This is a genomic window from Bacillus sp. Hm123, from assembly GCF_051842975.2.
GTDB lineage: Bacteria > Bacillota > Bacilli > Bacillales > Domibacillaceae > Bacillus_CE.
The window spans coordinates 1,085,610-1,098,396 of record NZ_CM200277.1; the positions used below are offsets into that span (position 1 = coordinate 1,085,610).

Consider the following 12,787-nt stretch of genomic DNA (forward strand, 5'->3'; position numbering starts at 1 on the left):
AGGATGAGTAAGAAAGCATTAATTAATGTCGATTATACGAATGACTTTGTCAATGGAGCGTTACCTGTAGGGGTACCGGCTGAAAACATTGAGGAGAAACTCGTTTCGATCACAGAACAGTTTTTGACAGAAGAGCATTATGTTGTTTTAGCGATTGACCTTCATCATGAGCAAGATGCTTATCATCCAGAGACAAAGCTGTTTCCACCCCATAATATTGCAGGTACGAACGGGCGCACATTGTATGGTCAGTTACAAGAGCTGTATGAGAGATGTCAAGAAGATGACAACCTTTATTATATGGATAAAACGCGTTACTCTGCTTTTGCTGGGACAGATCTTGATATAAAACTGCGAGCACGTCGTATCACTGAAGTGCATATTATTGGTGTTTGTACAGATATTTGTGTGCTCCATACAGCGGTAGATGCTTATAATAAAGGATATGATATCGTCATTCATAAAGAGGCGGTCGCTAGCTTTAATGAGCAAGGCCATAAATGGGCACTCGGTCATTTTGAAGCTTGTTTAGGAGCAAAGGTGGTTTAAATTTGGAGGGGATAAATATGAGCAAAAGATATCAAGATGATGGGCTAGCCTTACATACAGACTTATATCAAATTAACATGGCTGAAACGTATTGGAACGATGGCATTCACGACAAAAAAGCGGTATTTGAATTGTATTTTAGAAAGCTTCCATTTGGAAATGGCTATGCCGTTTTTGCCGGGTTAGAACGAATCGTGGACTACTTGCAAAATTTTAAGTTCACCGATAGTGACATTGACTATTTACGCAACGAGGTTGGCTATGAAGAAGATTTTCTCGCCTACTTGCAACAGATGAGGTTCACTGGCACGATCTTTTCTATGAAAGAAGGAGAGCTTGTGTTTGGAAACGAACCGATTCTTCGCGTAGAAGCTTCCCTTGCTGAGGCGCAAATTATTGAAACAGCCTTGTTAAACATTGTGAATTACCAAACATTGATTGCGACGAAAGCATCGAGAATCAAACAAGTCGTTGGCGAAGAAGCAGCGATGGAGTTTGGCAGTCGCCGCGCACAGGAAATGGATGCGGCCATTTGGGGAACACGAGCCGCTTTTATCGGTGGCTTTGAAGGTACTAGCAATGTTAGAGCTGGGAAACTGTTTGGTATTCCGGTATCAGGCACACATGCCCACGCCCTCGTTCAAACGTATAAAGATGAATATATTGCTTTTCATAAGTATGCTGAATGTCATACCAATTGCGTCTTTTTAGTGGATACATACGATACGCTGAAATCAGGGGTACCAACCGCAATTAAAGTGGCGAAAGAGCTAGGAGATCGTATCAATTTCGTCGGTATTCGTTTAGATAGTGGAGATTTAGCGTATTTATCAAAGGAAGCGAGAAAAATGCTAGATGATGCCGGCTTCCCTCAAACGAAAATTATTGCGTCGAATGATCTTGATGAGTATACGATTATGAACTTGAAGGCAGAAGGAGCACAAATCGATAGCTGGGGCATTGGAACGAAGCTAATCACTGCCTTTGACCAAGCGGCTTTAGGGGCTGTGTATAAACTAGTATCGATTGAAAATGAACAAGGAGAGATGGAGGATACAATCAAAATTTCCGGCAATCCAGAAAAGGTAACCACTCCAGGTTTGAAGCGAGTGTATCGTATCATTAATAAAGCGAATGGAAAAGCAGAGGGAGATTATATTGCAATGCAGGGTGAGAATCCGCAAGAAGAACAGCGCCTGAAAATGTTCCACCCTGTTCATACGTTCATTTCAAAATTTGTGACCAATTTTGAAGCGAAAGAGCTTCATGAACAAATCTTTGTTGATGGAGAACTTGTGTATCATATGCCGGAAATTAAAGAGATTCAACAATATGTGAAAGAAAACTTACAGCTTTTATGGAAAGAATATAAGCGTTCTTTAAATCCAGAAGAATATCCCGTCGATTTAAGTCAAGCTTGCTGGGATAATAAAATGAAGAACATCGAGGAAGTTTGGCAAAAAGTCAAAAAGATGGATGTATAAATTAAAAGAAAGATGAATCACTACTTTTCACACGATCCTTTTATCGAATACAGATAGAAGAATCGTGTTTTTTTATCTTATCTATGAGAGATTTCTGTTTGTTTTTGCGATATACTATTAATAATTATATAATTTAGAAAAAACAAACATCTATGTGGAGGAGCGAAACGTAATGAAAAAACAATATATGAACATGGAAACGTCGGTTATTCATGCAGGCTATGATGCCAAGGAGCATTTAGGTAGCTTGTCGACACCAATTTTTCAAACTTCTACTTTTACCTTTGATAGCGCGGAGCAAGGGGAGAAGCGATTTGCCGGTGAAGAGGAGGGGTATATTTATTCAAGGCTAGGTAATCCGACCGTACGAGCGTTAGAGGAGCGGATTGCGGAGCTTGAAGGAGCGGAGGCAGGACTCGCCTTCGGTTCAGGGATGGCAGCTGTGTCTGCGATTTTATTTTCTTTAACAAAAGCGGGAGACCATATTATATGTTCGCAAGGTATTTACGGTTGTACATTTGGTTTGTTGGAATTGATGAAAGAGAAATATGCCATTACGCATGACTTTTGTGAGATGGAGACGGAGGAGCAAATTCGCCAACGGATTCGACCTGAAACCGCTTGTATTTACGTCGAAACGCCAATTAATCCTACGATGAAGTTAATTGATTTAGAGATGGTGGCGAAAGTAGCGAAGGAAGAGGGGGTTCCAGTGGTCGTTGATAACACTTTTTCCTCGCCGTATTTACAACAGCCGTTACAGTCTGGATGTGACGTCGTTCTTCATAGTGCAACGAAATTTATCGGTGGTCATGGCGATGTGATTGCAGGTCTTGCTGTTGGAAAGAAGGAGTTTATTCAGCAAGTAGCGATGACGACGTTAAAAGATATTGGCGGAGTGATTTCTCCATTCGATGCTTGGCTCTTGTTAAGAGGAATGAAAACATTGCCTGTTCGAATGGATCGTCATTGTGAAAATGCGGCTTATATTGCTGAACAATTAAAGCAGCACCCCTTCGTGAAAAGGGTGTTCTATCCAGGGGATACAGAAAGCAAAGATTACGCGATTATGAATAAACAAATGAAAGCCGGGGGAGGGCTAATTTCCTTTGAAATCGATGGCAGCAAAAAAGAGGCTCAAGCTGTACTAAACAAACTCTCACTCATTAAAATTGCTGTTAGCTTAGGGGATACAGAAACGCTAATTCAGCACCCGGCGACGATGACGCATTCTAGTATACCGAAAGAAATTCGAGAACAAATGGGCATTACCGACCAACTCATCCGTCTGTCGGTCGGTCTTGAAGAGAAACAAGATATTTGGCAAGACCTTGAGCAAGCATTGACTGATAGCAGATAATTCTATATTCAAGAAAGAGGGTGACTCGATTAAAGGAAATCTGATTGTTTTTTTGATTGTGACATTCACTAGCGTTTTAATCGGTTTTCTTCTCATTTAAAAAAGAAAAAGTCTTAAGCTTTTCTTTCGTGCGTCTGTCCGTTATAGTAGAAACTGAAAACTACTACATAAGGAGACGATATTATGGCGAAAAAAGGAACAATCATTATGGAAAACGGTGAAAAAATCGAATTTGATTTATTCCCGAATGAAGCACCGAATACAGTAGCCAACTTCGAGAAGTTAGCGAATGAAGGCTTTTACAATGGTGTGGTGTTCCACCGCGTCATCCCAGGCTTTGTGAGCCAAGGAGGAGATCCGACAGGTACAGGTGCTGGCGGTAGCGGTACAACGATTAAATGTGAAACAGAAGGCAACCCTCATAAGCATGAAGCAGGAAGTCTTTCGATGGCTCATGCTGGAAAAGACACAGGTAGCAGCCAATTCTTTATCGTTCACGAGCCACAACCTCATTTAAATGGCGTTCATACTGTATTTGGAAAAGTGACGTCTGGACTTGAAACGGTTCTTGCGATGAAAAATGGCGATGTGATGAAGGAAGTAACGGTAGTAGATGCTGAATAAATAAGCGGAAAGAGAGAAGCGACGAGCTTCTCTTTTTTCATGTAAGCATGAGAAGCATAAAAACCTATGGGAGTATGTTAAAATGAGCGGGAAACGATGAAAAGGGGTGTAAGGATGAAAATTGAAATATGGTCTGATTTCGTTTGTCCTTTCTGTTATATCGGAAAGCGTCGGTTAGAAAAGGCTTTGGAGCAGTTTCCGCATAAAGACGAAGTGGACGTCGTGTATAAAAGCTATGAGCTCGATCCGAATGCGAAGCAGGAAGATGAACAACATATTTATGAAGCGTTAGCTGAAAAGTATGGAACGAGCGTAGAGCAAGCAAAACAGATGACGGAAAATGTTAAGCGTCAAGCAGCTGAAACAGGATTACCATTTAATTTTGACAACATGAGATCGGTGAATACGTTTCGAGCTCATCGACTCGCTAAATATGCGAAGGAGCAAGGCAAAGAAAAAGAAATGGTTGAGCGCTTATTAAAAGCATATTTCACCGACTCAATGAACGTGAATGATCAAGCTGTACTTGTGGGATTAGCGAAAGAAGTAGGGTTACCCGAAGAGAGTGTGCAAGAGCTACTTGTCAGCGATCGTTTCGCTGAAGAAGTAAGAGCGGATGAGAATTTAGCACGAAAACTCGGTGTGCAAGGAGTTCCGTTTTTTGTCATTAATGAAAAATACGCTATTTCAGGTGCTCAGCCAACTGAAGCTTTCCTAAACGCTTTGGAAAAAGTATGGGAAGAAGAAAATGAAAGCCCTGTTCTAACGGATTTGTCAACAAAAGCGACAGGTTCCACTTGTACAGATGAAGGTTGTGATATTTGAACAAAAACCAGCGACTTCATACTTGAGGTCGTTGGTTTTTGTTCGGTTTTTACGAAAGAATTCGGCTTGCTGGAAAGTAGATTTCTACAATGGTTCCTTTTCCAACTTGTGAACGAACGTTTACACTAGCACCGTGAAGAGTGGCGATTTGTTTAGCAATGCTCATGCCAAGGCCGGCTCCTTCGATTCGTTCGTCTGTATTTGTTCCACGATAGTAGCGTTCAAATAATTGCTCCATTGTATCTTCATCCATGCCAATGCCGTTGTCTTCAATCCAAATGTATAAGCCATCTTTTGAGTGGGAGAAGCGAATTGTTACAGTTGTTCCGCTCGGATTATGCTTGATCGCATTAAAAATTAAATTATCCATCATGCGCTCAAACCACTTTCGATCGGCTTCTATTTCTACCTGTGCCATTATAGGGTCGAAATGAAAATGATAATCTTGCAACGTTCGATCATGAATAAATTTAGACGTAATTGTTATAAGAAGCTCATTCACTTCGATCGGTTGTTTTGCAAGATGAAGTTCATTGTTTTTTAACTGGAAGGCGAGTGAAAAGTCTTCAATTAAATGAAGCATATATTCACCCTTTTCGCGAATGGTTTGCCCCATTTCTTCCAGTTCTTCTTTCGACCAATCGTATTGGCCGCTTTCTAATAAATGTCCATACCCTTGGATTGTGGATAGTGGGGTACGAAGGTCGTGGGATATACCTGTCATCCATTCTTCTCGTGTTTTTTCTAGTTTAGCTCGTTCTTTTACAGATGAATCGAGCTTTTCGGCCATCGCATAAAAGGCATTGATCACTTCTTTGTACAAACGATAGCGGATTCGCACTTTTCCGTTTTTACGAAAGATTTTTTTCCTTTCATTCTCTGTTAGCACTTCTTCATAATTTCCCTGTTCCATTCTTTTTAGCCAGCTTGTAAAAATAAATAGCGGTTGGCCGTAACGAAAGCCATTCCAAAAGGATAGGCTAAGAGTGATGAATAGAATGATCGCACCGACAACGCCAAAGCCGAGGGCATATTCCTCCATAACGGATAATGTTTGATTTTTATCTTTCTTTTTTGGTAGATGCAGAAGCCAAGTATAATTTGTAGATGGATCTGTATGAACAGATGTGGTCGTTGAATAAATACCAGGTGTCATTTTTTTAGATACGATAGCTAACGGCTCATATTTTTTTGTGTTCATCGGTTTACCGATCGTGTTAATAATCTCTCCATCTTTATTAACAATTTGAAGCGTACCGTCTAAATGTTTGAGTTCTTCCTCAAGATCCTCCCTGTCACTGCTAGAAATATGCCCTTGATGATTATACGTCGTCATAAGATCTTTAAGGATGTGTAACGGCTGATCTATATACCCGACCATAAACACATAAGGGGTTTCGTAAGTGTTGTCAATTTCTGCTAAGACGGTATATTCATGTAGCTGTTTATGCTGCTCAATGTGTAAAATATCTCCAAAGGAGTATTGTTTAGGCAGTGAGGATGGCGTATTGCTCGCTTCGATGACCTTTCCTTCGTAGTTAACCACTTGAACCCACATATCTTGTTCTTTTAAGATTTCTTTCCATTTAGCATCAATTTTAGCTTTTTCTTCTTCAATGGCTGTTTCCATTGTTACATATTCTAAAATACCAGCTGGATAATTTCTGCGAAGCTCTTGATTAGCTACATATTCTATGAATCCAAAAAATAAAGTGAAAAATAAAACAATGATCGCGATCGACAATGTAACGAATTGAATAGAAAAATGAAAAATTAACCTTCTTCGTAATGGTTTCATGTGATTTTTCCTTGAACAAGTTTGTATCCAAGTCCACGAACTGTTAATAAGTATTGTGGTTGGCTTGGGCTCACTTCGATTCGCTCTCTAATTCGTCTAATATGAACGGGTACAGTATTGTCATCGACGTAATGATTGAATCCCCAAACCGCCTCAAGAAGCTCTGATTTAGAGAAGACTTTATTCGGGTGTTTACACAAATACAGCAAAAGTAAATACACTTGAGTCGGACAAGAAACCGTTCGTCCTTCAACGATTAATTCTCCTTTATCTTCATCTAATAAAAAGTGTCCAAAATGATATTGTTTCGGCCGATTCTCTACGGGTAACGTTCCGGCAGTAGCGAATCGGCGAAAGTGAGCTTTAATTCTTGCGGCAATTTCAAGAGGATTAAAAGGCTTTGTGACGTAATCATCTCCACCAGTAGCAAACCCTGTTAATACGTCGAGATCAGACACTTTCGCTGTAACGAATAAAATATATGCCTCTGAGATTTCGCGAATTTTAGGAGCTAGTTCGAAACCACTGTGATCCGGAAGCATGACGTCGAGCACGATCAAGTCGATTTGTTTTTGTTCTACGATCGCGAAAGCCTCTTTCGCTGTGTGGGCGGTATAAATATGTTCAAACCCTTCTTTACGTAACACCGTTTCAATCATCTTAACAATCGCTTTTTCATCATCCACAAGCAAAATGTTTCTTTTTTCCATTCTTTATACACCTCGTTTCTTATAGTAGCATATGAACATTACGAGAACTTGAACAGAAGAGAAAGAGTTTATGAAATGTTAATCTATTGTTTGTTTCCAAGAAATCTTTCTTGTGTAAATTAATAGTATCAATACATGTGAGGAGAATTTGATGGATAAATATAGAGTTTCGACAATTGATGGTATGAGGGGCTTTAGTTTATTAGGGATTTTATTAGCCAATATGCTGATCTTTCAATATGGAATTTGGGGAAAAGATGAAGTTGATTTTTATTCATTATCAGCCACTGACTTGGGAGCTTATAAACTAGTCAAAGTGTTAGTGGAAGGTAGCTTTATGCCGATTTTTACATTTTTATTTGGTTATTCGATGATTAAAATGAAGGAAAGTTTGGAACGCAAAGGTGTTTCGATAAAACGATATTTTGTCAGACGATTTTTATTCTTAGTGTGTGCGGGGCTTTTACACTCCACTTTCTTATGGGAAGGAGATATCCTTTTCTTTTACGGCTTCATGGGCTTTTTCCTATTACTATTTATGAATCGCAGTAAAAAGACGCTACTTATTTGGGGAACAGCTTTATTAATCATTATGTCATTTTTAGGATATGGCAATGTGGAAGAATCAGCCGAAGACAAAAAAATTATGGCAGAATATGTTGAGAAAACAAAGGATATTTATAGTAGCGGTAGTTATGCTGAAATTAAGCATCATCGCAATACTGAAGATCCTTTAAATTTACCAGAGGCTTTTTATGTAGTTATTTTAATTTTGTCGCCACTACTTACTGCTCCGCTCTTTTTATTCGGAATGTTTGCAGCAAAGGCGAATGCATTTGTTCACTTGCAAAAGGAGCGATCGTTATATGTAAAAGGTACGCTGCTTTTGTTACCAATCGGTATTGTGCTAAAGGTGATTCCGTATGTGAGTGAATCGGCTTGGAATGGTGTAGTGGAAATGCTTGGAGCGAGTTTGTTAGCGCTTGGGTACATCTTTCTGTTTGCTCTTCTCTATACGAGGAAAGCTAATAACATATTTCCTGCGGCGTTTGAAAGTGTGGGCAAGTTGTCATTAACAAATTATTTAATGCAGACCGTGATTTGTACGACGATTTTTTATGGCTATGGTTTCGGGTTGTTTGGGAAATTAGGTATGATCTGGGGGATAGGGTTAGCAGTTATGATTTATGCTCTACAAGCAGTCGCCAGTCATTATTATTTAAGAAGGTTCAAAAGAGGACCAGTAGAACAATTGTTAAGAATATGGACGAATTTTTCATGGAATGGTCAAGTTAGCCAGAAAAAGCGGCAAATTGAGGGGGAGCCTAAAAAAGTGGAGGGGATGTAGAATGCCGAAATGAATGATTTTCGGGTTCTTTCTGGAGGTTATTGGGTGTTACTCTTGCTTTTTGTAGCTATTCGCTTCCTGTTGAAAAGCATTTTTGGCAAAAGGTTGGATACTTGCTAGTAGTGAGAGGCATCTTTCTCGCACCTGATTGGATTAATAAGGAAGATGAAAGCACCTGAGAAATCAGGTGCTTCTTATATTGGAATATTTTCTATTTTAGTGTAAAATTACACTAAAATAGAAAGAGGGTAAATATAAATGAAAAAGAAGACCAAAGTGGTACTAAGTATTTGGAGTATCATCGTTATCGGTGTTGGGGCATTTATTTATTCTGAATTGTTCGGACTTCCTTGGAAAAAAGCACAAATAGCAAACGAGTTGAAGCAATACCTTGAAGAGAAATATGATGAGAAGTTCGTATTAAATCAGGCTTATTATAATTTTAAAAACGGAAGATATTGGGGAGAGTTTTCTCCTGAAAATGATCAGTCCCTTGAATTTTATGCAGAGCAGGGCTATGCAGATTACAAGTATGTTGATGCATACCCTGAAGAGATTTGGGTAAGAGAGTTTCAAGGAGAAATTGAACCGATTGCGAGAAGGATCTTTCCGGACCTTGACGGAGTAGGTACCGGTTATGTAACTGAAAGTATCGACATTGTAAAAGGTCCGGCTGTACCAACGTATCGTCAAGTCAATGCTAGCGTGTCGGCGAGTGTATCATTCAGCAGAAAGTTTCAAGGTTCAGAGCAAGAGTGGCAAAATATACTGGAACTTGTTCAAGAAGTTCAAAAGCGTTCAAATAAAGCGGACATTTCTTTCCATTACGATGAAGAAAAAGATCCAAACGATGAATCTGAAGTTTTTATCCCTTGTATGTCGAAAGAAGGTTATCCGGTAAATAATATAAAAGATGTGAAAAAAGCGTGTGAAGTCATTAGGTTTGAAACGAATGTTAATTAAATGCAGTAGAGAGAAGGGGGCTATTTATTAGGCTCTTTTTCTATTAAAAAGTTGCTGAAAGTTTCATATGAAAATTCCTCGTTTTTAGTATAAAATTACACTAGTGGATACGATTTAAAACAGTTGTGGTCATGATATTCGTGTTTCCCAAAAGTTTTTAAACGACAATTTCTCATGTGGAAAAGGAATGAAGGTGGATATATATGAATAAGCAACAAGTAAATGAGCTATTGTCCAGTAAGCTCAAATTGATTCGCACCGAAAAAGGTTATACGCAAGAGAAAATGTCAGAAGTGCTTGGCATTTCTAAAAAGACGCTCGTGCAAATTGAAAAAGGAAGAACGCTTGCTGGCTGGACAACGGTTGTCGCAATATGTACTTTATTTCGTGAAAGTGAAATTCTTCAAGGATGCCTCGGGGATGATCCGGTGGAGATGGTTGAGACAATTGCTCATACTAGCATTAGTACGCCTAAAGAGAGAACGATGGGTGGCCGTGTTTGGTGGCGAGAAGTGGAGTCCAGTCAAGGTGTTCGTTTACAGCAAAATGTAATTAGCGGTCATTTTCGTATTTTAGATAAGGAAGATTATCGGCTATTTAGCGGATATGACAAGGAAGAAGCGTATCGAGAGTGGCAAACAGTTTGTCAAAGTGGGGAGAATGAATGAAAACTAGAAGAAAAAAAAATTTAGTAATTAGTCTAATATTACTTGGGTGTATCGGTAGTTTCGTTTATGCATATTTTAAAGGCGTGCCCTGGAAAGAGAAGCAAGTGGCAAACGAACTTCAGCAATATCTTGAAGAGAGATATGACGAATCTTTTGTTTTGAATAGTACGTTTTTTGATGAGGAAGAAAGAGTGTATGGAGCGACTTTCTCACCAACTAAAGATCAATCGATGGTCTTTAATGCACGAAAAGAAAATGAAGCCGCAATATTTATGGATGATTACCCAGAAGGTGTGTGGCAAAGAGAGTTTCAAGAAGACGTCGAGCCAGCAGTTAGAAAAAACTTTCCGAAATTAAAAGATTGGTATGTCGGTACAGCTTATGGTCAGAGCGGCGAATTAGTAGAAGGCCCAACGATTCCAACCTATCAAGAAGCAGGTGCTTTTATGTGGGTAGAGGTGAGTAAAGCAGGAGTTTTTAACGATTCAGAGCAACAGTGGGAACAAATTTATCAGCTCGTTCATGAAGTACATCAACTAACGAGTACCGCGGAAGTATCCTTCTCCTTTGATGAAAAAAAAGGAGTGAATGAAGAGGCGGAAGTATATATTTCTTGTATGCCAGCAGAAGCGATTCAAGTGAAAAACATACAAGATGTGAAGAATGCTTGTGAAGTGAATCGGTTTGATTGAAAGAAAAGTAACGAATCACCCGATGGAAAAACATCGGGTGATTCGTTTTAGTAGGAAAACCATTGTCTTTGAAAATGAGGAGAATACCAGTTCCAAAATTCAACCTCTCCTATTGTAACAAAGCTGATGAATGAACTATCTTTAAGTTTTAATAATTCCTTCGTAGGGCCGGTTATCACAATTCCATATGTCTTTACACCATTTTTCTTTACATACTCGTACCGTTCGTTTAATTTTATTTCTTGATTTTCTCCATTATTATAAAATGGTTCGACCCACTTTTGATGATCCTTTAGTAACTTCATCATTTTGACAGCGTCTGCTTCTAATGTTTCATCGCTATACTCTTCTCTACTTGGATAGAGCTCAATGTTCGAAGGGAATCCAAAAATTTGTTCGCGAATTAAAAAGGAGTCGTCTGTCTTTTTCTGATATTCATAGCCCGTATCTAGTGCATACCAATTGATGTCATATAAATCTTCGTTTAAAGCTTCTTTATTGATCTCCTTATACACTTCTTCTAATGTCAGCGTGTGTGTAAAAGAAATAGCCAACTCAGTGACGGTGCCTTCAGGTAGCTTTTCTAACACTTCCCAATACTCTTTTTGAATATCATCTTCTAATTTTTCATGATAATCTGGATGAACAAAGGCAAACTGATCTTTCGTGCTGCCGTTATGCCATTCAATTGATTGATTCACAAAGGAAAATCGTGCGTTTGTATGCAATTTTCCAACTGAACGCTGCTCTCTGCCAATCGTTTTTTGTAACTCAGCTACTCGTTGTTGGTTAAAGAGTGAACCGATCTTCGTAGTGCTTGAGCCGACTTCAAGACCGGGATTTAGTGCTTGAAATGCTAGACTAGACACGGCATTAATTTTCTCCCCACGATCGCCAATTCCGTAATAAACAGTTGAAAAAATACTACCGACAAGGTACACAAGCAAAGCAAGTCCTAAGAGAAAAGAAAGTTGATTCCAGCGCTGTTTCCACTTCGCTTTCCGTAAGATGTTTCTTTCATTTGGTAGAGGGAGTATGGGCTCTTTCTTTTCAGACATATCCATATAATTCTGGCAGTGGATACATATTTCGATATGTTCAATCAACTGTTGCTCTTCTTCTTGTGAAAGTTCCTCTTTCTTTAATAAACTTCGAAAATGTTGGCATGAATCTTTTTCCATCAATCTTCTTCCCCCAGTCTTTTTCTTACCTCTTTTCTAGTCCGATGCAAAATGACTTTTACGTTCGCGATGGTCAAGTTTAAAAGCTCCGCAATTTCCTCATAAGAAAACCCATAATAATCACGCAGTAAAATAGCATGTCTTTTCGTTAAAGGAAATTGCTGGACAATATGAAGCCAGTCGTTAATTTTCGCTTGAGTCAAAACGGTTTGTTCAGTACTCTGAACAGTTGGCAGCATCGTTTCTGTCATTTCTTGTTGGTGCCGCTTCTTTTCGCTTCGTGTCCAGTCGATAAATGCATGATAGGCAATCTTAAATAGCCACGGCTTAGGACTTTCGCCTTGATAACTGTCCAGATGAATATAAGCACGATAAAAGGTTTCCTGCAAAAGCTCTTCAGCGACATGAGAATTACGAGAAAGAGAGAGAAGGTAAGTATATAAGTTTTGAAAATAAGTGCGATATAAATCTTCAATCGACATCGATCAACCTCCCTCAATAACATAACGGAAAGTGGATAGAAAGGTTACACTTATTGAAGAAAATTCTTACATATTACGAAAAAAAGTGAGAAGAGAGCGACAT

The 12,787-nt window shown here is 39.0% G+C and carries 13 protein-coding genes; 9 read left to right on the plus strand and 4 right to left on the minus strand.

Going from position 1 to position 12,787, the window contains the following annotated elements; translation table 11 throughout:
• The first annotated feature begins 3 nt into the window (after nucleotides 1-3).
• The 5 genes from ACSVDJ_RS05725 (at nucleotide 4) to ACSVDJ_RS05745 (ending at nucleotide 4,842) form a co-directional block, all read left to right on the plus strand.
• The gene (locus tag ACSVDJ_RS05725) at nucleotides 4-549 is read left to right on the plus strand and encodes a cysteine hydrolase family protein (RefSeq protein ID WP_439169486.1); all 546 of its coding nucleotides are present in this window, start codon (nucleotides 4-6) and stop codon (nucleotides 547-549) included.
• A gap of 17 nt (nucleotides 550-566) precedes the next feature.
• Nucleotides 567-2,033 carry a nicotinate phosphoribosyltransferase gene (locus ACSVDJ_RS05730; RefSeq protein WP_439169485.1) on the plus strand — a complete coding sequence of 489 codons (1,467 nt, stop codon included), beginning with the start codon at nucleotides 567-569 and terminating at the stop codon, nucleotides 2,031-2,033.
• A gap of 172 nt (nucleotides 2,034-2,205) precedes the next feature.
• Nucleotides 2,206-3,393 carry a methionine gamma-lyase gene (gene megL, locus ACSVDJ_RS05735; RefSeq protein WP_439169484.1) on the plus strand — a complete coding sequence of 396 codons (1,188 nt, stop codon included), beginning with the start codon at nucleotides 2,206-2,208 and terminating at the stop codon, nucleotides 3,391-3,393.
• Nucleotides 3,394-3,576: 183 nt separating this feature from the next.
• The gene (locus ACSVDJ_RS05740) at nucleotides 3,577-4,017 is read left to right on the plus strand and encodes a peptidylprolyl isomerase (protein WP_439169483.1); all 441 of its coding nucleotides are present in this window, start codon (nucleotides 3,577-3,579) and stop codon (nucleotides 4,015-4,017) included.
• A 114-nt stretch (nucleotides 4,018-4,131) separates the two neighbouring features.
• Entirely contained in the window at nucleotides 4,132-4,842 is a 711-nt protein-coding gene (locus ACSVDJ_RS05745; RefSeq protein ID WP_439169482.1) for a DsbA family oxidoreductase, read from the plus strand.
• Between the two features lie 49 nt (nucleotides 4,843-4,891).
• On the opposite strand, the gene ACSVDJ_RS05750 is transcribed toward ACSVDJ_RS05745, so the two are convergent.
• Both ACSVDJ_RS05750 and ACSVDJ_RS05755 read right to left on the minus strand, forming a co-directional pair.
• Nucleotides 4,892-6,640 (minus strand): sensor histidine kinase, encoded by a 1,749-nt coding sequence (locus ACSVDJ_RS05750; RefSeq protein ID WP_439169480.1) that lies wholly within the window; start codon nucleotides 6,638-6,640, stop codon nucleotides 4,892-4,894.
• Entirely contained in the window at nucleotides 6,637-7,350 is a 714-nt protein-coding gene (locus ACSVDJ_RS05755; protein ID WP_439169479.1) for a response regulator transcription factor, read from the minus strand. The genes ACSVDJ_RS05750 and ACSVDJ_RS05755 overlap by 4 nt, the downstream gene beginning before the upstream one ends.
• Before the next feature lie 151 nt (nucleotides 7,351-7,501).
• Between ACSVDJ_RS05755 and ACSVDJ_RS05760 the strand changes: the two genes are divergently transcribed.
• From ACSVDJ_RS05760 to ACSVDJ_RS05775, 4 genes are all read left to right on the plus strand, one after another.
• Complete coding sequence (locus ACSVDJ_RS05760; protein ID WP_439169478.1) at nucleotides 7,502-8,698, plus strand: DUF418 domain-containing protein; 1,197 nt, start codon at nucleotides 7,502-7,504, stop codon at nucleotides 8,696-8,698.
• Between the two features lie 258 nt (nucleotides 8,699-8,956).
• Nucleotides 8,957-9,661 (plus strand): YfjL-like protein, encoded by a 705-nt coding sequence (locus ACSVDJ_RS05765; protein ID WP_439169477.1) that lies wholly within the window; start codon nucleotides 8,957-8,959, stop codon nucleotides 9,659-9,661.
• 203 nt (nucleotides 9,662-9,864) lie between these two features.
• Nucleotides 9,865-10,329 (plus strand): helix-turn-helix transcriptional regulator, encoded by a 465-nt coding sequence (locus tag ACSVDJ_RS05770; RefSeq protein WP_439169476.1) that lies wholly within the window; start codon nucleotides 9,865-9,867, stop codon nucleotides 10,327-10,329.
• Entirely contained in the window at nucleotides 10,326-11,021 is a 696-nt protein-coding gene (locus tag ACSVDJ_RS05775; protein ID WP_439169475.1) for a hypothetical protein, read from the plus strand. Before ACSVDJ_RS05770 ends, ACSVDJ_RS05775 begins: the two co-directional genes overlap by 4 nt.
• Nucleotides 11,022-11,068: 47 nt before the next feature.
• Here ACSVDJ_RS05775 and ACSVDJ_RS05780 read toward each other — a convergent pair whose 3' ends face one another.
• Entirely contained in the window at nucleotides 11,069-12,202 is a 1,134-nt protein-coding gene (locus ACSVDJ_RS05780; protein ID WP_439169754.1) for an anti-sigma factor, read from the minus strand.
• Nucleotides 12,202-12,684, minus strand: coding sequence for an RNA polymerase sigma factor (locus ACSVDJ_RS05785; RefSeq protein ID WP_439169474.1), 483 nt, complete (start codon nucleotides 12,682-12,684; stop codon nucleotides 12,202-12,204). The genes ACSVDJ_RS05780 and ACSVDJ_RS05785 overlap by 1 nt, the downstream gene beginning before the upstream one ends.
• Between the last annotated feature and the right edge of the window lie 103 nt (nucleotides 12,685-12,787).